This is a genomic window from Luteimonas sp. KH_071, from assembly GCF_057838005.1.
In genome coordinates this window covers 218,691-242,772 of the sequence record NZ_CM174458.1, presented here as the reverse complement: position 1 = coordinate 242,772, position 24,082 = coordinate 218,691, and the positions used below count along the sequence as shown (strand labels likewise).

Genomic DNA, 24,082 nt, shown 5'->3' with positions numbered 1-24,082 from the left:
TCGACATCATGAATGCGGAATTGCAGCTGCCCGAGTGGGCGTCGTTATCGGGCACCCCTGAGACGGCGATACCGCTGTTTGCCTGTGCCTTGCTGATTGCGCGCGACGAATACCCAGCACTCGATGTCGCGCGGTGCGACGCGGTACTGCACGCGCATGCGCGCCACCTGCAGATCGAAGTCGATGCGATCGGTCCGACGCCGCTGAAGATGCAGGCGATCAACCGGTATCTGTTCGAGGAAGCCGGTTATGCCGGCAACCACGATGCCTACTACGATCCGCGCAACAGTTATCTCAACGAGGTGATCGAGCGCCGGCTCGGCAATCCGATCACGCTCGCGGTGGTGCAGATGGACGTCGCGCGCCGGCTCGGCGTAGCCCTGGAAGGCATTTCCTTCCCGGGCCACTTTCTGGTCAGCCTGCCGGTTGGCGACGGGATGCTGGTGATGGACCCGTTCAACGGCGGTCGTCCGATGGGTATCGAGGAACTGCGGTCCCGCGCCTCGCCGCACGTCGACGGTGGGCCGCCGGACGACGACACGCTGGCCGGCCTGCTGCGCCCGGCAACGCCCCGGATGATGCTGATGCGCATGCTGCGCAATCTGCATGGCACCTACGCCGAAGCGGAAGACTGGGCGCGCGCCGTGCGCTGCGCCGATCGGCTGCTGTCTCTGTCGCCGGATGCGCCCGATGCATTGCGCGACCGCGGACTGGGGTATCTGGCGCTGGGCCACGTGACCGGCGCGAGAGAGGATCTGGGGCATTACGTGGTGCGGTATCCGGACGCGGCCGATGTGGATTCGGTGCGGGAGCAACTGGTCCAGATCGGACGCGCGCGCGACCGCGCGCATTAGATGTCGTGTCAGCGGGCCCCGGCGCGGCAAGCGCCGGGATCGACGACGCGCTCAGTGGTCCAGTTCAGAGCACCATCATCTCGAAATCGTCCTTGGTGACGCCGCAGTCGGGACAGGTCCAGGTCTCGGGCACGTCGGCCCAGCGCGTGCCCGGGGCGATACCCTCGTCCGGAATGCCGACGGCCTCGTCGTAGATGAAACCGCAAACCACGCACATCCATGTCTGGTAGGCGCCCTGCGTCGTCGGATCGTTCATCGGATAATGACCACATGCGGCATTGGAAACGGAGCCGCATTGTCCCATCGCGCTCCCCCCACCGGAACCCACGTCGATGAACGCCTCCCCGTCCGTGCCACGCGGCCTGTATCTGCTCACGCCCGACGTCGCCGAGACCGCGCAACTGCTGGCCCAGGTCGCCCCGGTGCTGCCGCATGCCACCTGGCTGCAGTACCGCAACAAGCGCGCCGATGCCGCCCTGCGCCGCGCGCAGATCCAGGCCCTGCTGCCACTGTGCCGCGCGACCGGCGTGCCGTTGATCGTCAACGACGACTGGCGGCTCGCGGCGGATCTCGGTGCAGACGGTGCACATCTGGGCGAGGACGATGGCGCGCTCATCGATGCGCGCGCGGCGCTGGGCGCCGACGCGATCCTCGGCGCCTCCTGCTATGACGACCTCACCTTGGCCCAGCGCGCAGTCGATGCCGGTGCGAGCTATGTCGCCTTCGGGGCGTTCTTTCCGTCGCCGACCAAGCCCGATGCACGGGTCGCGCGCAAATCCTTGCTGCGCGATGCGCAGACGCTCGGCGTGCCGCGGGTGGCGATCGGCGGCATCACACCGGAGAATGCGCGCCAACTCGCGACCGCGGGCGCCGATCTCGTCGCGGTCATCAGCGGTGTCTTCGCCGCACGCCATCCGGCCGCCGCCGCGCACGCCTACCGGGCCGCCTTCGGCCTGTGAACCTTCTTCCTTCCGGAGTCTCCATGGATACGTCCCGCTCGCATGCCCTGTTCGAACGCGCCCGCACCTTGTTGCCTGGCGGCGTCAATTCGCCGGTGCGCGCGTTCAAGTCGGTGGGCGGCGAACCCTTCTTCGTGCAGCGCGCGGACGGCCCCTACCTGTTCGACGTCGACGGCAACCGCTACATCGATTACGTGGGGTCCTGGGGGCCGATGATCGCGGGCCACAACCACGCGAGCGTGCGCCAGGCGGTCAAGCGCGCGATCGGTGACGGCCTGTCGTTCGGCACGCCTTGCGAGGCCGAAGTGACAATGGCCGAACGCCTGACCGCGCTGGTGCCGTCGATGGAGATGGTGCGCATGGTGAACTCCGGCACCGAGGCCACGCTGTCGGCGATCCGCCTCGCGCGCGGCGCGACCGGGCGCACCTGCATCGTCAAGTTCGAAGGCTGCTACCACGGCCACGGCGATTCCTTCCTGGTCAAGGCCGGCAGCGGCGCGCTGACTCTGGGCGTGCCGACCTCGCCGGGTGTGCCGAAGGCGCTGGCCGATCTGACGCTGACCCTGCCCTATAACGATTTCGACGCGGCGACCGCGCTGTTCAACGAAGTGGGCGCGGACATCGCCGGTCTGATCATCGAGCCGGTGGTCGGCAACGCCAATTGCCTGCCGCCGCGCGACGGCTATCTCCAGCACCTGCGCGAGCTGTGCACGCAGCACGGCGCGCTGCTGATCTTCGACGAGGTGATGACCGGCTTCCGCGTCGCGCTCGGCGGCGCGCAAGCACGCTATGGGGTGACGCCGGATCTCAGCACCTTCGGCAAGATCATCGGCGGCGGCATGCCGGTCGGTGCCTACGGCGGACGTCGCGACCTGATGGAACAGATCGCGCCTGCGGGGCCGATCTACCAGGCCGGTACGCTGAGCGGCAATCCGGTGGCGATGGCGGCGGGCCTGGCGATGCTGGACCTCGTGTCCGAGCCGGGTTTCCACGATGCGCTGGAAGCCGCTTCGAACGCGCTGTGCGACGGTCTCGAAGCCGCCGCGCGCGAGGCCGGTGTGCCATTCACCACAACGCGCGTCGGCGGCATGTTCGGCCTGTTCTTCACCGACCAGGCGTATGTGGACACGTACGCACAGGCCGTCGCCTGCGATACGGCCGCGTTCAACCGGTTCTTCCACGCGATGCTCGAACGCGGCGTGTATCTCGCACCATCCGCATTCGAGGCCGGCTTCATGTCGTCGGCCCACGACGCCGCCGTGATCGAGGCGACGCTCGAGGCCGCACGCGGGGCCTTCGCCGAACTGGCGGCCGCATGAGCGCGCCCGCGCCCGAGACGGAACGCGACGAACGCGCCAATCCGTTCGAGCGCGACCTGCTGCCTGCAAGCCCCGATGGACTGCGCAACCGGATATACCGGTTGCTGTTCCACCACGAGACACCGGCCGAGCGCAATTTCGACATCGCGCTGATCGTCACCATTCTGGTCAGTGTGATCGTGGTGCTGCTCGACAGCGAACCGGCGGTGAAGGACCGCTGGCATTCCGTGCTGCTCGCCGCGGAGTGGGCGTTCACCATCGTGTTCACCATCGAATACGGACTGCGCCTGTGGGCCGTGCGCCGCCCGCTGCGCTATGCGACGAGCTTCTTCGGCGTCATCGACCTGCTGGCGATCCTGCCCAGCTATCTGTCGCTGCTGTTCGCCGGCAGCCAGTACCTGCTGGTGATCCGCGTGCTGCGCCTGCTGCGCGTGTTCCGTGTGCTCAAGCTGGTGCAGTACTCCAGCGAAGCCAGCGTACTGATCACCGCCATGGCACGCAGCCGGCGCAAGATCTCGGTGTTCGTGTGCGCGCTGATCACCATCGTGGTGATCTTCGGCGCGCTGATGTATGTGGTCGAAGGCCCCGAGCACGGCTTCACCAGTATCCCGACCGGCATGTACTGGGCGGTGGTGACGATGGGCACCGTCGGCTTCGGCGACATCTCGCCGGGCACGCCATTCGGGCGCTTCGTGACCTCGATCCTGATCCTGATCGGCTACAGCATCATCGCCGTGCCGACCGGCATCTACACCGCGGAACTCGCCAGCACGCTGCGCCCGAAGCGACGCCACGTGCGCTGCCGCGAATGCGGTCTGCAGGACCACGAGCAGGAAGCCTGGCATTGCCGCCGCTGCGGGACCGGCTTGCCGCCGGAAGAACCGACGCTGTGAGGACGCCACCAGCGTTGCGGCTGGTGCTGTTCGACTTCGATGGCGTGCTCGCGCGCTATTCGCACGCCACGCGCCTCGCCCACCTGGCGCGCGTCGCCGGCGCCACGCCGGCACGTGTGGCCGAGGTGCTGTTCGATTCCGGCCTGGAGCGCGCCTACGACAGCGGCGCGATCGATACCGCGACCTGCCTGCAACGCCTGGGCGAGGGCCTGCGCTGCACGATCGACGCGGCCACCTGGATCGACGCACGCGTCGCCGCGACGACGGCCGATCCTGCGGTGCTGGCACTCGTCGCCGCGGTCGCCACGCGGGTGCGGATCGGCGTGCTGACCAACAACGGCCCGTTGATGCACGACGCGATCCCGCGCATCGTCGCGCCGCTGTTTCCGCTGCTCGACGGCCGCGTGCTGTGCAGCGGTGTGGTCGGCGTGCGCAAGCCGGACCGTGCGATCTTCGAGCACGCCCTCACGCATTTCGACGTGCTTGCGCAGGAGACGCTGTTCGTCGACGACCTGTTCGTCAATGTGCAGGGTGCGCGCGCCGCGGGCCTGCATGCGGACACGGTGGTCGATGCGAGGTCGATGGGCAAAGTGCTGCGGCGCTATGGACTGACCTGACCGGCATCGAGCCCAGCGCGCAGCGTCGTCGCGAGCCCGTCGAGTACGGCGCGGGTCTCCGGCATCGGCAGCCCATCGGGATAGATCCGAAGCAGTCCATCACCCGCCATCCGCGGCTGCACATGCAGATGCACATGCGGCACTTCCTGCCCGCCGGCCTCGCGGTTGGATTGCCACAGGTTGAGGCCGTCGGGTGCGAAGACCGCATCGGCCGCGCGTGCGATTCGGACCGCCACGCGCATCAGCTGCGCGGCGGTGTCTTCATCGAGGTCGAACAGGGTCTCGACGTGCCGGCGCGGCACCACGAGCACGTGCCCGGGCACCGCCTGGCGCAGGTCCATGAAAGCGACCACCTGGTCATCCTCATGGACGAGGCTCGCCGGCAGCGTGCCGGCCAGAATCGCGCAGAACGCGCAGCCGTCCGCGATGGACTCAGCCGGCGGCGACGGCATCGGCGATCGCCGCGCGCAGGCGCGCCAGGCCGTCGGCGATGTCGGCATCGGTGATGTTCAGCGCCGGCACGAAGCGCAGCACGTCGGGGCCGGCCTGCAGCATCAGCAGGCCGTGTCGCGCGGCGTGGTCGAGGATCGTCGCAGCCTTGCCGGCGTGTTCGGGGCGCAGCACCGCGCCGAGCATCAGGCCGCGGCCGCGGACTTCCGAGAACAGACCGAATTCGGCATCGAGCGCGGCCAGTCCTTCGCGCAGTGCGCGCGACTGGCGCGTCACGTTCGCGGCGATCTCCGGCGACGCCAGCTTGCGCAATGCAACGCGCGCGACGGCTGCGGCCAGCGGATTGCCACCGAAGGTGGTGCCGTGGTCGCCGAACTGCATCGCCTCGGCCACCTTCGGGCCAGCCAGCAACGCGCCGATCGGGAAGCCACCGCCGAGCGCCTTGGCCAGGGTGACGATGTCGGGGACGACGCCGTCCTGGGGATGCGCGAACAGCGTACCGGTGCGACCCATGCCGCACTGGATCTCGTCGAGCACCAGCAGCGCCCCGTGGCGGTCGCACAGCCCGCGCACCGCGGCCAGATAGCCGTCGGCGGCCGGCATGACGCCGCCCTCGCCCTGCACGGGTTCGAGCATGACGGCGGCGACATCGCCACCGGCCATCGCGGCCTCGAGCTGGGCGATGTCGTTGAAATCGACGTAGCGGAAACCGCCGGGCAGCGGCTCGTAACCGGCCTGGTACTTCGGCTGCGCGGTCGCGGTGACCGCGGCCAGCGTGCGGCCGTGGAAGCTGCCGCGCGCGGTCACGATGACGCGGCGATCCGGGCTGCGGCCCTGCGCGGTCGCCCATTTGCGCACCAGCTTGATCGCGGCCTCGTTGGCTTCCGCACCCGAGTTGCACAGGAACGTGCGCGTGGCGAAACCGCTGGCTTCGACCAGTTCGGCGGCCAGGCGCAGCGGCGGTTCGCTGAAGAACACGTTGCTGGTGTGCCACAGCTTGCCGGCCTGCTCGACCAGCGCGGCCACGAGATCGGGATCGTTGTGGCCGAGCCCGCAGACGGCGATGCCCGCCGACAGATCGACGTACTCGCGACCCTCGCTGTCCCAGACGCGCGCGCCGTCACCGCGCTCGAGCACCAGTTCGCGCGGGCGATAGACCGGCAGCACGTGGCGCTGGGCGAGGGCGATGAGATCGGCGGCGGTGCCGGGCGGCGGCGAAGAAGCGGTCATAGGCGCAGGGGGTTCCATCGGAATCGCAGGCGGTCGCCGGCGCGGCCATTATCGGGCCGCCCGTGCTGCACCGCCAACGGCAACACCCGCACGCCGATCCCGCGCCCCTAGAATCGGCGCTCCCCCCGCCTCACGCCCGGAGCGCTGCATGCCCCGCATCGAGACCCTCGCCGCCCGCGCCGGCAGCCGGCCCGACCCCACCAGCGGCGCGCTGTCGGTGCCGCTGCAGCTGGCCACGACCTTCGAGCACACACCCGACGGCCAGCTGCCGCAGGGCTGGCTGTACCAGCGCTACGACAATCCCACCCAACACGAGACCGAGGTGGCGCTGGCCGCGCTCGACGGCGCCGCGCGCGCGTTGCTGTTTCCGACCGGCATGGCCGCCGGCGCGACTGCGCTGCAGGCCTTGCCGGCGGGCAGCCATGTCGTGCTGTGCGACGACAGCTATTTCTCGTTCCGGGCGCTGGCCGCGCAGCAGTTCCCGCGCTGGGGGCTGACCTGGAGCCTGGCCGATTTCAGCGATGCGGATGCGGTGCGCGCCGCGCTGCGTCCGGAAACCCGCCTGCTGTGGGCCGAGACGCCGTCCAACCCGCTGCTCAAGGTCTGCGACATCGCCGCGCTCGCCGGCATCGCCCATGCCGCCGGTGCGCAGCTGCTGGTCGACGGCACCTTCGCCCCGCCGGTGCTGCAGCAGCCGCTGGCGCTGGGCGCGGACATCGTCCTGCACTCGGCGACCAAATACCTCGGCGGCCATGGCGACGTGATGGGCGGCGTGCTGGCGTTCCGCGAGGACGACGCGCATGCGGCCGACTGTCACGGCCTGCGCCTGCTGGCCGGCGCCACCGCCTCGCCGTTCGCGGCCTGGATGATCCTGCGCGGCGTGCGCACCCTGCCGGCGCGCATGACCTGGCACTGCGCGAATGCGAAGCAGCTCGCCTCGGCGTTGCACGCGCATCCGCGCGTCGCGCGCGTGCATTACCCGGGCCTGCCGGACCATCCGCAGCACGCCGTGGCCGCCGCCCAGATGCGCGACTTCGGCGGCATGCTGTCGTTCGAGGTCGAGGGCGGCGAAGCGGCGGCGCTGGCGGTGGCCGGTCGACTGCGGTTGTTCACCAATGCGACCTCGCTGGGCTCCACCGAATCGCTGGTCGAGCACCGGGCATCGATCGAAGGCCCGACCTCGACCACGCCGCGCGGGCTGCTGCGGCTGTCGGTGGGCCTGGAGCATGCGCAGGACCTGCTCGACGACCTGGCGCAGGCGCTCGACGACGCCTGATGCGATCCGGCAGGACGCCGGGCGCTCAGTCGAGGAACAGATCCGGCAGCAGCGGCTGCGCCGGATCGATCGCATAGCGGTCGAGGTCGGTGATCCCGGCCTCGGCCAGGACTTCGTCGTCGATCAGGAACCGGCCGTGGAAACCCGCGGCCTCGCGCACCAGCACCGCGTGCGCGGCGTCGCCCATGATCGTCGGGTTGCGGCCGTTGCCGCGCTCGACGCCGGGAATCATGTTGAGCGCGTCGGTGCCGATCAGGGTGCGCGGCCACAGCGCGTTGACGGCGATGCCCTGCGGTCCGAACTCGGCCGCGAGCCCCAGAGTGACGAAGCTCATGCCCATCTTCGCCAGCGTGTACCCGGTGTGCGGTGCCCACCATTTGGGATCGAGCGACGGCGGCGGGCACAGGGTGAGGATATGCGGGTTCGACGCCTGCAACAGATGCGGCAGACAGATCTGCGCGCACAGGAAGCTGCCGCGCGAGTTGACCTGCTGCATCAGGTCGAAGCGCTTCATCGGCGTATCGAGCGTGCCGCGCAACCAGATCGCGCTGGCGTTGTTGACCAGGATGTCGATGCCGCCGAACGCATCGACCGTCGCCGCCACAGCGGCGCGCACCTGGTCTTCTTCGCGGATGTCGCACTTGAGCGCCAGCGCGCGTCCGCCGGCCGCTTCGACGCTGCGCGCGGCGCTGTGGATCGTGCCGGGCAGCCTGGGATTGGCGGCTTCCGACTTCGCGGCGATCGCCACGTTCGCGCCATCGCGCGCAGCGCGTTCGGCGATCGCCAGGCCGATGCCGCGCGAGGCGCCGGTAATGAAAAGGGTCTTGCCGGCGAGGGTCGACATGGGGCGGGCCTGTGCTGCGATGGAGTCGTCGCCATTATGCGCGCGGGGTCTCCAACACGTTCAGCCAACGGCGCGATACTGACGCCCTTCCCGCCGCAGGATCCACCGATGCGCCACGTTGCCGCCCTCGCGCTGTTCGCCCTGACCCTGGCTGCGTGCGATGCCGCGCCGACGGCCGCTGCGCCTGTCGCGCCGATGCCCGCCGCGGACACGCAGGCGCCTGCGCCCGTCGATGCGCCGACGCAAGCGGTCTCCGACGATCTCGGGGCCGCGGCCGACGGCGACGTGGTGATCAATGCGCAGTCGGTGTGGCAGGGCGATCTTGCGGCCTGCCGGACGGGCACCCCGGCCGTGGACGATTGCCTGCTGTCGACGATGCGCCAAGGCGGCGCTTCGCCCGATGCACTGGCCGCAAGCTCGCGGCTGATCGCGCTCGGCAATCCCGGCCACGTCAGCGCCTGGCGCGAGAGTGAGGGCGTGGGCCACGCCGAGATCACCTACCCGTTCCGGGCCAACACCAACCAGGGCCTGTGGCTGGTCGATACGGACGGACGCGCGGTGGACGTCGACGAAAACGTACTGCCCGCCGGCGCGGTGCGACTGCGCGGCGAACTCAAGCCGTTTCTGGATGCGCATCCCGATGCGGTGCCGTTCGCGCCGGCGCAGGCGGTCGGCAGCGAACCATTGCCCGGGGGCGGCGTGCGTCTGCGCTTCGACGTGCCGATGCGCACCTGCCATGCCTGCGCCGACGTCGGCACGCTGGAACTGGGCTACGACTTCAGCGCGGACCGCCGCTACGAAGGCCGCAGCGTGATCGCGCTGCGCGAGGCCGACTGAGGCTCAGGGTTTCGGCCCCTGCCCCTCGTTGTCTTCCCATTTCAGGATTTTCCGCGTCACCACGCGGTAGACCGGCTTGCCGGTCCGGAACCAGACATCGCGCAACCATGACGTGCGCTTGAGCACACGCTTCTCGACCGGCGTCAACGACGCGCGGCAATACATGCGCTTGTGCTTGAGCAGATGGCGCAGGTCCTCGCGCGCCAGCAGGCGCATCCAGCGCGAACGCGGCTCGCCGCGCACCGCGAGCTGGAAATCGATGATCGCCGGCCGTCCGTCGTCGAGCACCAGCCAGTTGGCTTCCTTCGCCAGATCGTTATGGGCGAGGCCACGGCGATGCAGGCCCTGCAACAAGCGGCGCGCGCGGCGGAAATAGATGAGATCCCCATGCGGCGGGCGCTGGTACATCGCATCGCCGGGCATGTAACTGCGATCGAGCTGACGCCCGTTCCACTGGATCAGCTGCGGCACATCCTGCATGCCGGCCACCGCGGCCAGCCCGCGCGCTTCCCGCCGCGCCAGCCACCACGCCGGCAGGCGCAGCCACAGCGGCACGTGGCGCAGGTCGCGGCGCACGAACAGGCCGCCATCGGCGCCGCGCATCAGCGAGATGCGGCCGAAACTGTCGGACTTCAGCGCTTTCGCTTCGGTGGGCCCGGAGGCATTGGCATCGGATGCGGACATCGCGCCATTGTACGGAGCGATACCGGTTGCAGCGGAAGTCGATTGCACCGGCGTGCGCCGACGCGCGTCGTGCCCGTCATGCGGCGCAGCACCTCCGCGCATCATCGCCACGTCCGGTCCGGGGACGGTCATCGACGACTGTCATAATCGATCGATGCTCACTGACTTCTTCAACAGCCTGGTGACGTGGGTGGGCAACCACCCGGTCGCGGCCGGCTTCGTGATCTTCCTGATCGCCTTCTGCGATTCGGTGATCGTTCTCGGCGCGATCGTTCCGGCCCTGCCGATCCTGTTCGCGATCGGCGTGTTGATCGGTCTGGGCGAAATTTCCGGCCCCTACGCCGTGGCCTGCGCCGCGCTCGGTGCGATGGCCGGCGATGGCGTGAGTTACTGGGTCGGGCGCCGGTGGGGGTATGGCCTGCGTAGCGTCTGGCCTTTCAGCAAGTATCCGCAGCTGCTCGACCGCAGCGAACTGGTGTTCCGGCGCAATGCGATCAAGAGCATCCTGATCGCGCGCTACGTCGGTCCGATCCGGCCGTTCGTACCGGCCATCGCCGGCATCGCGCACATGCCGCTGCGCCAGTACCTGCCGATCAGCATTGCGGCGTGCATTTCATGGGCCGCTCTGTTTCTCGCGCCGGGCTGGCTGTTCGGCGCGTCCTACGATGCGGTGGCCGCGGTCGCCGATCGCCTGGCGCTGGTGCTCGGCGCGCTGCTCGCGGTGCTGGCGCTGGCGTGGGCGATCGTCATCTACAGCTACCGCTGGTTCGACGCGCACGCCAATTCGTTGCTCGCGCGCCTGCTGGCGTGGTCGCGCGCGCATCCCTGGTTCGGCCGCTACGCCATCGCGCTGGTCGATCCCAAGCGGCCGGAATCGGCCTCGCTGGCGATCCTCGCGGTCTGCCTGCTGGCGATCGGCTGGGCCTGCTTCGCCCTGCTGGCGACGGTGATCATGCGCGGCGAGCCGCTGCTGATCGACCAGACCGTCTTCCAGTTCATGTACGAACTGCGCAATCCGCTGGCCGACCGGCTGATGGCCGGACTGGCGTCGATCGGCGACGTGCACGTGCTCGGCCCTGCGGTCGCCCTGACGCTGGCATGGCTGATCTGGCGGCGGCGCTGGCTGGGCGCTGCGCACTGGCTGGCCGCGCTGGCCTTCGGCATGGCGCTGACTGCATTGCTGGGCGCGGTGATCGACATGCCCAAACCGCCCACCGTGCACGGGGGCTTCGGCTTCCCGGCGGTCGAGATCACCCTGTGCACGATCGTGTTCGGCTTCTTCGCCGTCCTGATCGCCCGCGAACTGCCGGGGCGCACGCGCGTATGGCCGTACCTGGTGTCGGCCGTGGTCGTGGCGGTGCTCGGCTTCGCGCGGCTGTATCTCGGCGCGCACTGGCTCAGCGACATCGTCGGCGGGATGCTGCTCGGCATCGTCTGGCTGCTGGTCCTGGGCATCGCCTACCGCCGCCACGTCGAACGTTCGTTCTGGATGCGGCCGGTCGCGCTGATCTTCTACATCACCTTCGCCGTGGCCGCGCTGTGGCACGCGCCGCGCGCGGTGGATCCGCTGCTCGCGAAATTCGCGCCCAAGCCCTCGACGGTCACGCTGTCGGCGCAGGGCTGGTGGGCATCCGACTGGACCCGGCTGCCGGGCCAACTGCGCGAGCGCGATCCCGCCCATCGCTGGCCGTTGGACCTGCAGATCGCCGGCCCGCTGGCACCGCTGCAGACGCAGCTCGAAGCCGAGGGTTGGCGCGTGCAGCCCCAGGCTGACTGGATGCACGTACTCAATCTGCTCGACGACAGCGTGCCGCAGGTCGAGCAGCCGGTGCTGCCGGCGACGCTGGATACGCTGGCGGAAACCCTGCTGATGCGCCGCGACAGCGACGCGGACCGGGTGGAAGTGCTGCGTCTATGGCGGGCGCCCGCGGTGCTCGAGGACGGCACCGAGCTGTGGCTCGGCACCAGCCAGTCGATGCTCTATACGCGGCCCTTCAGTGCGTTCGGGCTGTGGCAACCGCAGCCCGACATGCACGGCGTGCACCGCGGCCTGCGTGATGTGCTCGAAGCATTCCCGTCGCGCGAGGAGGTGCATCCGCAGTCCGGCGTGCCGACGCTGCGGGTGCGCACGACAGGCGATTCAGTCCTCGTCGTCGACGACGTCGACCAGCCGTAGCAGGGTTTCCAGCCGCTCGTCCGGATCGTCCAGCTGCAGCAGCTGCTGGCGATGCGGCTGCTCGAGCGGCAACAGTTCGGCGAGCCGCCAGCCCACCCAGGCCGCATCGTCGAAGTGCGGCTCCGGGAACGCCTGGTCCGCGCCGTCGATGTGTTCGAGGATCTTGCGCAGCACCACGCCCAGCAGCGCGTGTTCGGGTTGCAGATCGATCACCGGATCGGCGGCGCACCAGTCGACATCGGCGATGATCAGGCCACTGTCGCGCACCCGCGTACGGCGCACGTGGAAGCGGCGCGCGCCGCGCACGCGCAGCGTCAGCAGGCCATCGGGGCCGGTGTCGAAATCCTCGATCCGCGCTTCGGTGCCGACCCCGGCGGGCGTCGCCGGCGCACCGGACTCATCGCCGTCGAGGATCAGGCAGATGCCGAAACCACTGCCGCGGCGACCGCATTCGCGGACGAGATCGAGATAGCGCGGCTCGAACACGCGCAGGCCCAGCGCGGCGCCGGGCACCAGCACGGTGCGCAGCGGAAACAGCGGCAATGAGGTGTCGTCGTGCATGCGCCCAGTGTACGCAGGCCGATGCGAAAGCTCAGTCGCGCAGACACTGCGCGAAGCGACGCGGCGCGCCGTCGAAACCGCCGTTGGACATGAAGACCACATGGTCGCCGGGCTGCACGCACGCGCCAAGTTCGGCCAGCAGCGCGTCGACATCGGCGACCGCGCGCGCTTCACCGCGTACGGCGCTTACCACCGCGCCGGCATCCCACGCCAGTTCCGGACGATGCAGGAACACCACCGTATCGGCGAGATCGAGCGACGGCGCCAACGCCTCCGCATGCGCGCCCAGACGCATCGAATTGCTGCGCGGCTCCATCGCCACGACGATGCGCGCATCGCCGACCTTCGCCCGCAGACCGGCGAGCGTGGTCGCGATCGCAGTCGGGTGATGGGCGAAGTCGTCGTAGACGGTGATGTCGCCGGCGGTGCCCAGCACTTCCATCCGCCGTTTGACGCTGCGGAATGCCGCGAGCGCAGGCAGCAGCGACTTGATGTCGACGCCGACCGCCGCGCAGGCGGCGAGCGCGGCGAGTGCGTTGAGCACGTTGTGGTCGCCGAGCAGCGGCCATTCGACCGTGCCGATCGACGCGCCGCCGCGCAGGACCTCGAACACGCTGCCATCGTCATTGCGCTTGACCGCGCACCAGTCGAACGCCGGGTCGAAACCGAACCGCTCGACCGGCGTCCAGCAGCCCATCGCCAGCACTTCGTCCAGACGCGCGTCGTGACCATTGACGATCAACCGCCCGCGCGCCGGCACCGTGCGCACCAGATGGTGGAACTGGCGCTGGATCGCGGCGACGTCGGGGAAGATGTCGGCGTGGTCGAACTCGAGGTTGTTGAGGATCGCGACCGTCGGCCGGTAGTGGACGAACTTGCTGCGCTTGTCGAAGAAGGCGGTGTCGTATTCGTCCGCTTCCACGACGAACTCGCGTCCACTGCCGATACGCGCCGACACGCCGAAATCCTCGGCGACGCCCCCGATCAGGAAGCCCGGCGCGCGGCCGGCGGCGTGGAGCAGATAGGACAGGATGGTCGTGGTCGTGGTCTTGCCATGGGTGCCGGCGACGGCGAGCACTTCGCGACCGGGCAATACGTTGTCGCGCAGCCACTCGGCGCCGGAGGTGTAGGCGCGTCCGGCATCGAGCACCGCTTCCACCGCGGGATTGCCGCGCGAGAGCGCGTTGCCGACGACGACCTGGTCGACGTCGTCACCGATGTGCGCCGGGTCGTAGCCCTGGTGCAGGGCGATACCCAGCGTTTCGAGCTGGGTCGACATCGGCGGATAGACCGCCTGGTCGCTGCCTTCGACCGCGTGGCCGAGTTCGCGCGCGAGCGCGGCGACGCCGCCCATGAAGGTGCCGGCGATACCCAAGATATGAAGTTTCACGAAGCCGATTCCTGGACGATCAGAAGACAAGCGACGAAGTCATGCATGCCCGGCACCTTCTCCCCCTCTACCTCCGGGAGAGGAATGGGGTGAGGGACGCGGTCGGCATGCTCGCAGGACCCGCCCGGACCCTGCCGCCGCTGCGCGACGCTCAGGCGGCCGCCTGCTCCCGACCGATCGCCTTGACGATGCGGTCGAACACGTCGTCGAGCGAGCCGACGCCGTCGACGACGGTCAGCTGGTCATGATCGCGATAGAACGCGATCACCGGCGCGGTCTGCTGGTCGTAGACATTGAGGCGGTGACGCACGGATTCGGGGCTGTCGTCGGCGCGGCCCTCGGCCTGGGCGCGGCCGGCGAGGCGGGCGATGATCTGCTCGTTGTCGACTTCCAGCTGCACGGCGGCGTCGAACGGCGTACCCAGCTTCACCAGCAGCGCGTCGAGCGCGGCGGCCTGGGCGAGATTGCGCGGGTAGCCGTCGAGGATGAAACCCGAAGCCGTGTCGTCGCGTGAGAAGCGGTCTTCCAGCATGCCGAGCAGGATCTCGTCGGACACCAGATCGCCGCGCGCCATGATCGCCTTGGCCTCGAGGCCGAGCGGCGTGCCAGCCGCCACTTCGGCGCGCAGCAGATCACCGGTCGAGATGTGCGGCACCCGCAGATGGTCCTTCAACCGCGCCGCCTGCGTGCCCTTGCCCGAACCGGGTGCACCGAGAAGAACCAAACGCATCGAACGCTCCTGCAACTGTGGGGGACCGCGCCACCGCTCCGACGTACACTCGAATGACACGGCGGCGGACGGCCGCGCCAGCTTACCGTATCCCGCCACGGCCCATCGAAAGGACACGTGCAATGACGTCCGGAACCCTGCTCTACGCCCAGTCAGGCGGTGTCACCGCCGTCATCAACGCCACCGCGTCGGCAGTGCTGCAGGAGGCGCGCAGCCGGCGCGTCAAAGTGCTCGCGGCGCGCAACGGCATCCTCGGCGCGCTGCGCGAGGATCTGGTCGATGCCTCGAAGATTCCGCTGGCCACGGTGCGCGCGCTCGCGCATACGCCGGGTGGCGCGTTCGGCTCGTGCCGTTACAAGCTCAAGTCGATCGAAGCGGATCGTGCCAAGTACGAACGCCTGATCGAGGTGCTGCGCGCGCACGACGTGCGCTGGTTCCTCTACAACGGTGGCAATGATTCGGCCGACACCGCGCTCAAGGTCTCGCAACTCGCCGCGCAGTTCGATTATCCGCTGACCTGCATCGGCGTGCCCAAAACCATCGACAACGATCTCGCGGTGACCGACTGCTGCCCGGGCTTCGGTTCGGCGGCGAAGTACACCGCGGTCTCGGTGCGCGAAGCTGCGCTCGACGTCGCCGCGATGGCCGATACCTCGACCAAGGTGTTCGTCTACGAGGCCATGGGCCGGCATGCCGGCTGGCTGGCCGCGGCGGCGGGCTTGGCCGGGCAGGGTCCCGATGACGCACCGCAGATCATCCTGTTCCCCGAACGCGACTACGACGAGGCCGCGTTCCTCGCCCAGGTGCAACGCGTCGTCGAGCGCGTGGGCTGGTGCGTGGTCGTCGCAAGCGAAGGCATCCGCGACAAGGACGGCCGCTTCGTCGCCGATGCAGGCGGCGGCCAGGACGCGTTCGGCCATACCCAGCTCGGTGGCGTGGCCTCGCATCTGGCCGGCCGGGTCAAGGACACGCTGGGCTACAAGGTGCACTGGACGCTGCCCGATTACCTGCAGCGCTCGGCCCGCCATGTCGCGTCGAAGACCGATGTCGACCAGGCGATGGCGGTCGGTCGCGCCGCGGTGCAGTTCGCGCTCGCCGGCCGCAACGCGACGATGCCGTCGATCAAGCGCACGTCGGAGTCGCCCTACCGCTGGACCATCGAGGCGGCGCCGCTGGAGAAGGTGGCCAACCACGAGAAGATCATGCCGGCCGGCTTCATCCGCCGCGACGGCTTCGGCATCACCGCGGCGGCGCGGCGCTACCTCGAGCCGCTGATCCGCGGCGAGGCGCCGCCGCCGTATGGCCGCGACGGGCTGCCGAAGTACGTGACGGTGGATGCGCCTGCCGTGCCCAGGCGCCTGCCGGACTGGACCGGCTGACGCCTGTTCGGCGCGGCGTTCAGCCCGGCACATTGAAACCGGCCGCGCGCGCCCGATACAGACCAGTCCCCGCACGCCGCCGGTCCCGATGCCCGAACTGCCCGAAGTCGAAACCACCCGCGCCGGCCTGGCGCCGCATGTGCTCGGCCGCACGATTCGCAGCGTCGTGCTGCGTCGCCCGGACCTGCGCTGGCCGATCGCCGGCGAAGTGTCGAGCGTGTTGCCCGGTCAGCGTGTCGAGGCGATCCGTCGACGCGCGAAGTACCTGCTGCTCGACACCGGTGCGGGCAGCGCACTGCTGCATCTGGGCATGTCCGGCAGTCTGCGCGTGCTCGACCCGGACGTGCCGGTGCGTGCGCACGACCATGTCGACATGACGCTCGATTCCGGCCAGGTCCTGCGTTTCAACGATCCGCGCCGGTTCGGCTGCCTGCTGTGGCAACCGGCCGGCGAGACCCATGCCCTGCTGCGCGATCTCGGCCCGGAACCGCTCGACGATGTCTTCGATGGCGACCATCTGTTCTTCGCCAGTCGCGGCCGCCGGGCGCCGGTGAAGACCTTCCTGATGGACCAGCGCATCGTCGTCGGCGTGGGCAACATCTACGCGGCCGAGGCGCTGTTCGCCGCCGGCATCTCGCCAGTGCGCGACGCCGGGCGCATTTCACGCGAACGCTATGCGCGCCTCGCGGCCGAGGTGAAGCGGATTCTGACCTACGCGATCAACCGCGGCGGTACCACCCTGCGCGATTTCATCAGTCCCGACGGCGCGCCCGGCTATTTCGAGCAGGAGCTCTCCGCCTACGGACGTGGCGGCCTGCCGTGCCCGGCCTGCGGCACGCCGCTCCGGCAGGCACTGGTGGGCCAGCGCGCCACCGTCTGGTGCCCCCGCTGCCAGCGCTGAGGACCGGCCGCGACGGCGCCGGATAAGCGCTATAGTCGCGGCGCGGGACGAGGGCGGGTCATGAGCGAGAGTCAGACTGCCGAAATCACCCAGTGGCTGGATGCCGCGCGCGGCGGCGATCGCGACGCGCTCGATCGCGTGCTCGCCACGCTCTACCAGGAACTCCACCAGATGGCCCGGCGCCAGCTCGCCGGCCAGCATGGGCACACGCTCGATGCCACCGCGCTGGTGCACGAGGCCTACCTCAAACTGATCGGCCGCCACGAAGCGCGCTTCGACGACCGCGCGCACTTCTTCGCCTATGCCGCCTCGGCGATGCGCAGCGTCGTCGTCGACTATGCGCGACAGCGGCTGGCGCAGAAGCGCGGCGGCGACCTGCACCGGGTCACCGAGCTGCCGGAGAACATCGAAAGCGGCCTGCGGCTGGACGAAGACACGCTGGCGCTCGACATCGCGCTGACCCGATTGGCCGCGGTCGACAAGCGCCTCGCCCAGGTGGTGGAGCTGCGCTATTTCGCCGGTCTCTCGGAACTGGAGATCGCCGTGCTGCTCGAGCGATCGGAGCGCAGCATCCGGCGCGACTGGCAGAAGGCGCGCATGTATCTGCTGGCGTCGTTGCGGGAAGACTGAGGCGCGGGTATGGACGGCGCGCGCTGGCAGCGGCTGTCCCCGGCCCTCGATGCGTTGCTCGAATGCGATGCCGATGCGCGCGCGGCGGCGTTGGCTGCGTACCGCGACGAAGATCCCGACTTCGCCGCCGAGCTCGAGGCCCTGCTCGCGCTGGAAGCCGATCGCGAGGACTTCCTGGCCGAACCGATCGTCGCCGCGCTGGCGGGCATGCTGCCCGGCCGTCACGTCGGCCCCTACGAACTCGAACGCCTGCTCGGCGAAGGCGGCATGGGGCAGGTGTGGCTCGCGCGCCGCGCCGATGGCCTGTACGAGCGCCGCGTCGCGCTGAAACTGCTGCGCCCCGGGCTGGCCGATCCCGACCTGCGCCTGCGCTTCACCCGCGAGCGGCAGATCCTGGCGCGGCTGGAACATCCACACATCGCGCGCCTGCTCGATGCCGGCATCAGTGCCGACCAGCAGCCCTATCTCGCACTGGATTACATCGACGGCGAGCCGGTCACCGACTGGTGCAGGCGTCACCAGCCGGGTGTCGCGGACCGCATCCGCCTGTTCCTGCAGGTCTGCGATGCGGTCAGCCATGCGCACACCAACCTGATCGTGCATCGCGACCTCAAGCCCTCGAACATTCTCGTCACCGCGCTCGACGATGTGCGGCTGCTGGATTTCGGCATCGCCAAACTGCTCGATAGCGCCGGCCAGGCGCCGGAACACACGCGCACCGGCATGCGCGCGTTCACCCTGCACTACGCCGCGCCTGAGCAGATCCGCGGCGAGCCGGTCACCACGATGACCGACGTCTATTCGCTCGGCGTGGTGCTCTACGAACTGCTGTCGGGGCGCAAGCCGTATCAGCCCGCACGCGCCAGCGATGCACAGTGGGAACAGGCGATTCTCGATGCCGATCCGCCGAAGCCCTCGCAGACGCTGCTGCGCGGCGTGGACGATGGCGTGGAACCGGTGCAGCGCAAGCGCATGGCGCGCACGATCGCCGGCGATCTCGACACCATCGTGCTGCGCGCGCTCGACAAAGCGCCCGCCGATCGCTACGCATCGGTCGAGGCCTTCGCGCTCGACCTGCGGCGCTGGAGCGAAGGCCGACCGATCCTCGCGCGGCCGCAGCGGCTTTCGTATCGCGTGGGCAAGTATCTGCGCCGGCATCGCTGGGCGATCTCGAGCGCGTCACTGGTGGCGCTGACGCTCGTCGCCTCGATGGTCGCGGTGACGTGGCAGGCGAACCAGGCGATCGAGGAGTCCGCACGCGCCCAGGCGATGCAGGATTTCGTCGTCGGCCTGTTCGAGCAGGCGGGCGCATCGGCTGGCGGCGCACCCCTCGACATCCGCCAGCTGCTCGAGGTCGGCGTGCAGCGCGGCGACGCGGAGCTGGCCCACCAGCCCGTCGCACGCGCGGAGCTCTACGGCGTGATCGCGCGGCTGCGCCTCGGACTCGGTGATTACGACCGGGCACTGGCGCTGCTCGAACGCCAGTCGACCCTGGTGGGCGGCATGGCCGACGCGCCACCGAGCCTGCGCCTGCAGTCGGCCAGCGACCACGGGCGCACCCTGCGCCTGCTGGGTCGGCCGCGTGACGCGATCGCGTGGATGCAGCCGCTGCAATCGCTGGCCCTGCAGCGCGAGCAGGTGCTGCCGCGGCAGGCTGCCGAGTTCTACACGCAGCTGGGACGCAGCCGGCGCGACATCGGTGAACCCGACAGCGCGCGCCTGCTGTTCCGCCGCGCCCTGGCCCTGCGCCGCGACAGCCCGGTACCGGACGAAGCCGGCACCATCGAAAGCCTCGCCGATCTCGCCTCGCTGCACAGCGCCGCCGGCGAGATCAACGAGGCGCTGGCCGGTACCGATGCGGCGCTCGCACGCCTGCGCCAGCGCCTCGATCCGCGTCACCCGCTCGCAATCGAACTGCTGCGCACCCGTTGCGCGCTGCTGCGCGCGAACGGCCGCACACGCCCCGCCGAAGACAGCTGCCGCGAAGCGCTCGCCCTCGCGCTCGAACTCCACGGCGCGCGTCACCCGGCGACGCTGGATGCGCGTCGCCAGCTGGCAGCCCTGCATGTCGACCAGGGCCGCTTTGCAGAAGCCGACGCCGAGTTCCGCGATGCGCTGGTCTGGACGGTGGCCCGGCTGGGTGCGCGCCACGCCGACGTCGCCCGTATCCACAACAGTCTCGGCATCGTGGCCTGGGAACGCGGCGACACCGGTGGCGCGCTGGAATCGCTCGCGCGCACGGTCGACATCTGGCGCCAGACCAGCCCCAACGCGATGCTCGCCGACGGCCTGTTCAACCACGCGATGGTGCTGCACGCCGACGGGCGTGATGCCGAGGCGAAACCCCTGCTGATCGAATCCCTCGCGCTTCGGCAGGCGCGCTTCGGCGCCCGGCACGGTCTGGTCGGCGACACCCTGCGCATGCTCGGCGAGGTGGAAGCGGCGCTCGAAGCCGGTGCGGGCACGCACCACCTCGAAGAGGCGGCGGCCATCACCGCGGCAGCCTACGGTCCGCAACATCCCAACGCGCTGCGCGCGGCACTGTCGCGCGACCGCATCGCGGCCGCGTCGGGCGATGCCGACGCGATCGCCGGCCTCGACCGGCTCGCGCGCACGCCGGCCGACGACAGCGAACTGCGCAAGATCGCCTGGGTCGCCCGCGCCCACGCCGCCGCGCTGCGTTGCGCCGCGCCGGGGGCCATGAATGCACGCCACGATCTCGCGGTGCTCATCAGCCAGGTCCATGCCGCGCAACCCGAAGGCGGTGCGATCAGCCGGGAGATCGACGATGCCCGCCGCCGCTGCGGCGCATTGATCGCACGCCGCTGACACGCACCTCCCTCAGACCAGCGGCAATTGCGGTTGCTCCGGCTCGATCCGGCCCTCGCCGCGCACGATGCGCTTGAACTCCGCGCGGCTCACCGAAACATAGCGCTCGTTGCCGCCGATCTCGACCTGCGGCCCGTCCTGCACCGCGTAGCCCTGCTCGTCGACGCGCACGGTCATCGTGGCCTTCTTGCCGGTGTGGCAGATGGTCTTGATCTCCGTCAGTTCGTCGGCCCAGGCGAGCAGATGCCGGCTGCCTTCGAACAGTTCGCCGCGGAAATCCGTGCGCAGGCCGTAGCACAGCACCGGAATCCGCAGCGCGTCGACGACTTCCGACAGCTGCCAGACCTGCGCCCGCGACAGGAACTGCGCTTCGTCGACCAGCACGCAGTGCAGGCTGCCATCGCCATCGACCAGCGCGCGGATACAGCCGAGCAGATCGTCGCTGCGGTCGAACGCGATCGCGTCCGACGACAGCCCGATCCGCGACGCCACCCGGCCCACGCCCGCGCGGTGATCGAGCCGCGGCGTCAGCAAGGCGACCCGCATGCCGCGCTCGCGGTAGTTGTGCGCGCTCTGCAGCAACGTCGTGGTCTTTCCGGCGTTCATCGCCGAGTAGTAGAAGTACAGCTTGGCCATGCCGGCATTCTACCGGCGCGCTTCAGGCCCGGCGGAGGCCCGACCGCTACAATGCGCGTCGCTGACTCGCGTGGTTCCGATGCACGGTCTCAACCCCCAACAAGCCCAGGCGCTCGGCCATGTCGAGGGTCCGTTGCTGGTGCTCGCCGGTGCGGGCAGCGGCAAGACGCGCGTGATCGTCGAGAAGATCGCGCATCTGATCCAGTCGGGCCGCTATCCGGCCAAGCGCATCGCGGCCATCACGTTCACCAACAAGTCCGCCAAGGAGATGCGCGAGCGTATCGCCAAGCGCATCCGTGGCGATGCGGCGGACGGACTCACGATCTGCACCTTCCATGCGCTCGGTCTGAAGATGCTGCAGATCGATCACGCCAAGCTCGGGCTGCGGCGCGGGTTCTCGATTTTCGACGCCGACGACAGCGCGTCGCAGATCAAGGATCTGCTGCCGGGCGTCAAGCCGGACATGATCCAGCTGCTGCAGGGGCTGGTGTCGAAGGCGAAGAATGCGGGTCTGTCGCCGGAGCAGGCGCACAACGTGGCGATCAGCGCGCGCGAGTTCGAGGCGGCCGCGCTGTATGCGCGCTACCAGGAACGGTTGACCGCGTTCAACGCGGTGGATTTCGACGACCTGATCCGTCTGCCGGTGCAACTGCTCGAGTCCGACGACGACGCGCGCGACGCGTGGCGCGAGCGGATCGGCTATCTGCTGGTCGACGAGTGCCAGGACACCAACGATGCGCAGTACCGCCTGCTCAAGGCGATCGCCGGGCCGAAGGGCAACTTCACCTGCGTGGGCGACGACGACCAGAGCATCTACGCCTGGCGCGGCGCCAATCCGGAGAACCTGACCGCGCTGGGCGAGGACTATCCGACCCTGCGCATCGTCAAGCTCGAACAGAACTACCGCTGCAGCAACCGCGTGCTGCGCGCGGCGAACGCGTTGATCGCCAACAATCCCCACGAGCACCCCAAGACACTGTGGAGCGCGCAGGCCGATGGCGAGCGCATCCGCATCTGGGAGTGTCGCGACAGCGCGCACGAAGCGGAGAAAGTGGCCGGCGAGATCCAGTTCCTGCAGTCCTCGCGCCAGGTGGAATGGAGCGAGTTCTGCATCCTGTTCCGCAGCAACCATCTGTCGCGCCCACTGGAGAAAGCGCTGCAGCTGCTGCGCGTGCCGTACCACCTGAGCGGCGGCACGGCGTTCCTGGACCGCGGCGAGGTCAAGGACGCGATGTCCTGGCTGCGCATGCTGGCCAATCCCGACGACGATTCGGCCTTCCTGCGCGCGGTGCAGTCGCCGGCGCGCGGCGTCGGCCAGACCTCGCTGGCGCGACTGTCGGAACTGGCGCGCGCGGCCGACATGCCGATGTCGCGTGCGATCGAATCGATGGGCCTGCTCAAGCAGTTGCCACCGCGGGCGGCGAATGCGCTCAGCGAGTTCGGCGACATCCTGCGCGGGCTGCGCGAGGACGCGCGCCGACTCCCGGCCGGCGAACTGGTGCGCGAACTCAACGAGCGCTCCGGGCTGATCGCGATGCTCAAGGCGCAGTGCAAGAGCGACGACCTGTTCCGGATCCGCTCCGGCAACCTCAACGAACTGGCCGACTGGTTCGAAGGCGCACGCGGCGCAGGCCCCGGCGAACTGGCCTCGCAGCTCGCGCTGCTGAGCCATGCCGACAAGGGCGACCCCGGCAACCAGGTGCGGCTGATGAGCATGCACGCGGCGAAAGGGCTGGAGTTCCGCTACGTCTTCATCATCGGCATGGACGACAAGACCCTGCCGCACGAATCGAGCATCGACGAAGGCCGCATCGACGAGGAGCGGCGCCTGCTCTACGTGGGCATCACCCGTGCGAAGGAGCAGCTGTGGCTGAGCCATCCGCGCGAAACCCAGCGCTGGGGCCAGAAGCTGCGGCTCACGCCGAGCCGGTTCTTCGAGGAACTGCCCGCCGCCGAGGTCCAGCGCGACGGTGCCGATCCGGTGGCCGATGCGGCCCGCAAGCGCGAGCGTGCCGATCACGGATTCGCGGCGATCCGTGCGCTGCTCGACAGCTGAGCTGTAGGCGCGGCCTCGGCCGCGACGGCTCCACCGGGAAAGCCCTTCGCGGCCCAGGCCGCTCCTACAGGAATCCGGCCGTCAGACCGGCAAGCGTGCCGTCAGCGCGTCCAAGGCGTCGCGCAACGCGGCGACCTCGGCTTCGAGCGCTTCGACACGGGCCGCCAGACCCGCATCGCCTGCGGATTCGCGCGCGGGACCGGCTGCGGCGATGGCAGCCACATCGACCGGACCGCACAGCAGATGCGCATAGCGGTCCTCGCGGCGCCCGGCCGACGGCGGAATGCGCACGGCCAGGCCTTTGCCGGCCAGACGCTCGAGATGATGGCGCGCGTCGTCGGCATCGGCGAAGGGATGCATGCGCTCGCTGCGCGTCACCAGCTCGGCGAGGGTCTGCGCGCCGCGCAGCATCAGCAGCGCCAGCAGTACGACCTGCGGCTGCGGGACATCCAGTGCGGTGCCCAGCACGTGTTCATGGCGCTCGGCGCGCGAGGAGAACGACTGCCGCGCGAACCGGTGGCCTTCCAGCTGCCGCAGCGCGTGCTGCACATCGCCGAACGAGGCCGACATCACCGGCTCGCGCGCGGTCTTCTGGTTCGCCGCCGACTGCGCGGCGTTGACGGTCAGCGGATAGATGTCGGGCGTGGTTGCCTGCTTCTCCACCAGACAGCCGAGCACGCGCGCCTCGATCGGGGTGAGTCGGGGCCAGCGATCCTGGTCCTGCGCCTGTGCATCCATTGAAGTTCCAGCCTCGAAGGGGGCGACAGGATGCGCCCCGCATGCCGGCCTGTCATGTTCGCAAGGACTGCGGCCGTTAAACTCGGGTGTTCA

General features: G+C 69.5%; 22 protein-coding genes and 1 pseudogene. 13 read left to right on the top strand and 10 right to left on the bottom strand.

Annotation, left to right across the window (positions count from 1 at the left end; genetic code table 11):
- Positions 1-8: 8 nt before the first annotated feature.
- Positions 9-854, top strand: coding sequence for a SirB1 family protein (locus tag AC3IRM_RS01135; RefSeq protein WP_489205967.1), 846 nt, complete (start codon positions 9-11; stop codon positions 852-854).
- 64 nt (positions 855-918) lie between these two features.
- Here the strand turns inward: AC3IRM_RS01135 and AC3IRM_RS01130 are convergent.
- Positions 919-1,133, bottom strand: a pseudogene (locus tag AC3IRM_RS01130) (rubredoxin).
- Positions 1,134-1,186: 53 nt separating this feature from the next.
- Here AC3IRM_RS01130 and thiE point away from each other — a divergent pair.
- Genes thiE through AC3IRM_RS01110 form a run of 4 tightly spaced genes read left to right on the top strand, consistent with a single transcriptional unit; the run spans position 1,187 to position 4,642 of the window.
- Positions 1,187-1,813 carry a thiamine phosphate synthase gene (thiE, locus tag AC3IRM_RS01125; RefSeq protein ID WP_489204505.1) on the top strand — a complete coding sequence of 209 codons (627 nt, stop codon included), beginning with the start codon at positions 1,187-1,189 and terminating at the stop codon, positions 1,811-1,813.
- 23 nt (positions 1,814-1,836) lie between these two features.
- A complete protein-coding gene (gene hemL / locus AC3IRM_RS01120) occupies positions 1,837-3,132 on the top strand; it encodes a glutamate-1-semialdehyde 2,1-aminomutase (protein WP_489204504.1) in 1,296 nt (431 codons plus the stop codon).
- Positions 3,129-4,025 carry an ion transporter gene (locus AC3IRM_RS01115; protein ID WP_489204503.1) on the top strand — a complete coding sequence of 299 codons (897 nt, stop codon included), beginning with the start codon at positions 3,129-3,131 and terminating at the stop codon, positions 4,023-4,025. Before hemL ends, AC3IRM_RS01115 begins: the two co-directional genes overlap by 4 nt.
- Positions 3,941-4,642, top strand: a complete 702-nt coding sequence (locus AC3IRM_RS01110) for an HAD-IA family hydrolase (RefSeq protein ID WP_489204502.1) — start codon at positions 3,941-3,943, stop codon at positions 4,640-4,642. The genes AC3IRM_RS01115 and AC3IRM_RS01110 overlap by 85 nt, the downstream gene beginning before the upstream one ends.
- Here the strand turns inward: AC3IRM_RS01110 and AC3IRM_RS01105 are convergent.
- Both AC3IRM_RS01105 and AC3IRM_RS01100 read right to left on the bottom strand, forming a co-directional pair.
- Complete coding sequence (locus AC3IRM_RS01105) at positions 4,627-5,094, bottom strand: HIT family protein (protein ID WP_489204501.1); 468 nt, start codon at positions 5,092-5,094, stop codon at positions 4,627-4,629. The genes AC3IRM_RS01110 and AC3IRM_RS01105 overlap by 16 nt on opposite strands.
- Entirely contained in the window at positions 5,075-6,322 is a 1,248-nt protein-coding gene (locus AC3IRM_RS01100) for an acetylornithine transaminase (RefSeq protein ID WP_489204500.1), read from the bottom strand. The genes AC3IRM_RS01105 and AC3IRM_RS01100 overlap by 20 nt, the downstream gene beginning before the upstream one ends.
- A 148-nt stretch (positions 6,323-6,470) precedes the next feature.
- On the opposite strand from AC3IRM_RS01100, the gene AC3IRM_RS01095 reads away from it, so the two are divergent.
- Positions 6,471-7,598 carry a trans-sulfuration enzyme family protein gene (locus AC3IRM_RS01095; protein ID WP_489204499.1) on the top strand — a complete coding sequence of 376 codons (1,128 nt, stop codon included), beginning with the start codon at positions 6,471-6,473 and terminating at the stop codon, positions 7,596-7,598.
- 25 nt (positions 7,599-7,623) lie between these two features.
- On the opposite strand, the gene AC3IRM_RS01090 is transcribed toward AC3IRM_RS01095, so the two are convergent.
- Positions 7,624-8,442 carry an SDR family oxidoreductase gene (locus AC3IRM_RS01090; RefSeq protein WP_489204498.1) on the bottom strand — a complete coding sequence of 273 codons (819 nt, stop codon included), beginning with the start codon at positions 8,440-8,442 and terminating at the stop codon, positions 7,624-7,626.
- A 108-nt stretch (positions 8,443-8,550) separates the two neighbouring features.
- On the opposite strand from AC3IRM_RS01090, the gene AC3IRM_RS01085 reads away from it, so the two are divergent.
- Positions 8,551-9,279, top strand: coding sequence for a hypothetical protein (locus AC3IRM_RS01085; RefSeq protein WP_489204497.1), 729 nt, complete (start codon positions 8,551-8,553; stop codon positions 9,277-9,279).
- Positions 9,280-9,282: 3 nt separating this feature from the next.
- On the opposite strand, the gene AC3IRM_RS01080 is transcribed toward AC3IRM_RS01085, so the two are convergent.
- A complete protein-coding gene (locus tag AC3IRM_RS01080) occupies positions 9,283-9,882 on the bottom strand; it encodes a protein kinase family protein (protein ID WP_489205966.1) in 600 nt (199 codons plus the stop codon).
- Between the two features lie 235 nt (positions 9,883-10,117).
- On the opposite strand from AC3IRM_RS01080, the gene AC3IRM_RS01075 reads away from it, so the two are divergent.
- Positions 10,118-12,139 (top strand): bifunctional DedA family/phosphatase PAP2 family protein, encoded by a 2,022-nt coding sequence (locus AC3IRM_RS01075; RefSeq protein WP_489204496.1) that lies wholly within the window; start codon positions 10,118-10,120, stop codon positions 12,137-12,139.
- Here the strand turns inward: AC3IRM_RS01075 and AC3IRM_RS01070 are convergent.
- From AC3IRM_RS01070 to AC3IRM_RS01060, 3 genes are all read right to left on the bottom strand, one after another.
- Positions 12,104-12,700, bottom strand: coding sequence for an LON peptidase substrate-binding domain-containing protein (locus AC3IRM_RS01070; protein ID WP_489204495.1), 597 nt, complete (start codon positions 12,698-12,700; stop codon positions 12,104-12,106). The genes AC3IRM_RS01075 and AC3IRM_RS01070 overlap by 36 nt on opposite strands.
- 31 nt (positions 12,701-12,731) lie before the next feature.
- Positions 12,732-14,054, bottom strand: a complete 1,323-nt coding sequence (mpl, locus tag AC3IRM_RS01065; RefSeq protein WP_489205965.1) for a UDP-N-acetylmuramate:L-alanyl-gamma-D-glutamyl-meso-diaminopimelate ligase — start codon at positions 14,052-14,054, stop codon at positions 12,732-12,734.
- 187 nt (positions 14,055-14,241) lie between these two features.
- Positions 14,242-14,820: an adenylate kinase gene (locus AC3IRM_RS01060; RefSeq protein WP_310155763.1), complete on the bottom strand. Its 579-nt coding sequence runs from the start codon at positions 14,818-14,820 to the stop codon at positions 14,242-14,244.
- A 122-nt stretch (positions 14,821-14,942) separates the two neighbouring features.
- Here AC3IRM_RS01060 and AC3IRM_RS01055 point away from each other — a divergent pair, with 122 nt between their 5' ends.
- The 4 genes from AC3IRM_RS01055 (at position 14,943) to AC3IRM_RS01040 (ending at position 20,559) form a co-directional block, all read left to right on the top strand.
- On the top strand, positions 14,943-16,199 hold the full coding sequence (locus AC3IRM_RS01055; protein WP_310238305.1) for a 6-phosphofructokinase: 1,257 nt from the start codon (positions 14,943-14,945) through the stop codon (positions 16,197-16,199).
- A gap of 88 nt (positions 16,200-16,287) precedes the next feature.
- The gene (mutM, locus tag AC3IRM_RS01050) at positions 16,288-17,100 is read left to right on the top strand and encodes a bifunctional DNA-formamidopyrimidine glycosylase/DNA-(apurinic or apyrimidinic site) lyase (protein WP_489204494.1); all 813 of its coding nucleotides are present in this window, start codon (positions 16,288-16,290) and stop codon (positions 17,098-17,100) included.
- A gap of 60 nt (positions 17,101-17,160) precedes the next feature.
- The gene (locus tag AC3IRM_RS01045; protein ID WP_489204493.1) at positions 17,161-17,730 is read left to right on the top strand and encodes an ECF-type sigma factor; all 570 of its coding nucleotides are present in this window, start codon (positions 17,161-17,163) and stop codon (positions 17,728-17,730) included.
- 9 nt (positions 17,731-17,739) lie between these two features.
- Entirely contained in the window at positions 17,740-20,559 is a 2,820-nt protein-coding gene (locus AC3IRM_RS01040; RefSeq protein WP_489204492.1) for a serine/threonine-protein kinase, read from the top strand.
- 12 nt (positions 20,560-20,571) lie between these two features.
- Here AC3IRM_RS01040 and AC3IRM_RS01035 read toward each other — a convergent pair whose 3' ends face one another.
- Positions 20,572-21,195 carry a thymidine kinase gene (locus tag AC3IRM_RS01035; RefSeq protein ID WP_489204491.1) on the bottom strand — a complete coding sequence of 208 codons (624 nt, stop codon included), beginning with the start codon at positions 21,193-21,195 and terminating at the stop codon, positions 20,572-20,574.
- A gap of 79 nt (positions 21,196-21,274) precedes the next feature.
- Here AC3IRM_RS01035 and AC3IRM_RS01030 point away from each other — a divergent pair, with 79 nt between their 5' ends.
- On the top strand, positions 21,275-23,251 hold the full coding sequence (locus AC3IRM_RS01030) for a UvrD-helicase domain-containing protein (RefSeq protein WP_489204490.1): 1,977 nt from the start codon (positions 21,275-21,277) through the stop codon (positions 23,249-23,251).
- 81 nt (positions 23,252-23,332) lie between these two features.
- Here AC3IRM_RS01030 and AC3IRM_RS01025 read toward each other — a convergent pair whose 3' ends face one another.
- On the bottom strand, positions 23,333-23,989 hold the full coding sequence (locus AC3IRM_RS01025) for a YceH family protein (protein WP_489204489.1): 657 nt from the start codon (positions 23,987-23,989) through the stop codon (positions 23,333-23,335).
- Positions 23,990-24,082 lie beyond the last annotated feature (93 nt).

Excerpts from the sequence above, each read along its gene's own strand:
- AC3IRM_RS01135 (WP_489205967.1), top strand. The coding sequence starts at position 9 with ATGAATGCGGAATTGCAGCTGCCCGAGTGGGCGTCGTTATCGGGCACC.
- thiE (WP_489204505.1), top strand. The coding sequence starts at position 1,187 with ATGAACGCCTCCCCGTCCGTGCCACGCGGCCTGTATCTGCTCACGCCC.
- hemL (WP_489204504.1), top strand. The coding sequence starts at position 1,837 with ATGGATACGTCCCGCTCGCATGCCCTGTTCGAACGCGCCCGCACCTTG.
- AC3IRM_RS01115 (WP_489204503.1), top strand. The coding sequence starts at position 3,129 with ATGAGCGCGCCCGCGCCCGAGACGGAACGCGACGAACGCGCCAATCCG.
- AC3IRM_RS01110 (WP_489204502.1), top strand. The coding sequence starts at position 3,941 with ATGCGGTCTGCAGGACCACGAGCAGGAAGCCTGGCATTGCCGCCGCTG.
- AC3IRM_RS01105 (WP_489204501.1), bottom strand. The coding sequence starts at position 5,094 with ATGCCGTCGCCGCCGGCTGAGTCCATCGCGGACGGCTGCGCGTTCTGC.
- AC3IRM_RS01100 (WP_489204500.1), bottom strand. The coding sequence starts at position 6,322 with ATGACCGCTTCTTCGCCGCCGCCCGGCACCGCCGCCGATCTCATCGCC.
- AC3IRM_RS01095 (WP_489204499.1), top strand. The coding sequence starts at position 6,471 with ATGCCCCGCATCGAGACCCTCGCCGCCCGCGCCGGCAGCCGGCCCGAC.
- AC3IRM_RS01090 (WP_489204498.1), bottom strand. The coding sequence starts at position 8,442 with ATGTCGACCCTCGCCGGCAAGACCCTTTTCATTACCGGCGCCTCGCGC.
- AC3IRM_RS01085 (WP_489204497.1), top strand. The coding sequence starts at position 8,551 with ATGCGCCACGTTGCCGCCCTCGCGCTGTTCGCCCTGACCCTGGCTGCG.
- AC3IRM_RS01080 (WP_489205966.1), bottom strand. The coding sequence starts at position 9,882 with ATGCGCGGCGCCGATGGCGGCCTGTTCGTGCGCCGCGACCTGCGCCAC.
- AC3IRM_RS01075 (WP_489204496.1), top strand. The coding sequence starts at position 10,118 with ATGCTCACTGACTTCTTCAACAGCCTGGTGACGTGGGTGGGCAACCAC.
- AC3IRM_RS01070 (WP_489204495.1), bottom strand. The coding sequence starts at position 12,700 with ATGCACGACGACACCTCATTGCCGCTGTTTCCGCTGCGCACCGTGCTG.
- mpl (WP_489205965.1), bottom strand. The coding sequence starts at position 14,054 with ATGGGCGGCGTCGCCGCGCTCGCGCGCGAACTCGGCCACGCGGTCGAA.
- AC3IRM_RS01060 (WP_310155763.1), bottom strand. The coding sequence starts at position 14,820 with ATGCGTTTGGTTCTTCTCGGTGCACCCGGTTCGGGCAAGGGCACGCAG.
- AC3IRM_RS01055 (WP_310238305.1), top strand. The coding sequence starts at position 14,943 with ATGACGTCCGGAACCCTGCTCTACGCCCAGTCAGGCGGTGTCACCGCC.
- mutM (WP_489204494.1), top strand. The coding sequence starts at position 16,288 with ATGCCCGAACTGCCCGAAGTCGAAACCACCCGCGCCGGCCTGGCGCCG.
- AC3IRM_RS01045 (WP_489204493.1), top strand. The coding sequence starts at position 17,161 with ATGAGCGAGAGTCAGACTGCCGAAATCACCCAGTGGCTGGATGCCGCG.
- AC3IRM_RS01040 (WP_489204492.1), top strand. The coding sequence starts at position 17,740 with ATGGACGGCGCGCGCTGGCAGCGGCTGTCCCCGGCCCTCGATGCGTTG.
- AC3IRM_RS01035 (WP_489204491.1), bottom strand. The coding sequence starts at position 21,195 with ATGGCCAAGCTGTACTTCTACTACTCGGCGATGAACGCCGGAAAGACC.
- AC3IRM_RS01030 (WP_489204490.1), top strand. The coding sequence starts at position 21,275 with ATGCACGGTCTCAACCCCCAACAAGCCCAGGCGCTCGGCCATGTCGAG.
- AC3IRM_RS01025 (WP_489204489.1), bottom strand. The coding sequence starts at position 23,989 with ATGGATGCACAGGCGCAGGACCAGGATCGCTGGCCCCGACTCACCCCG.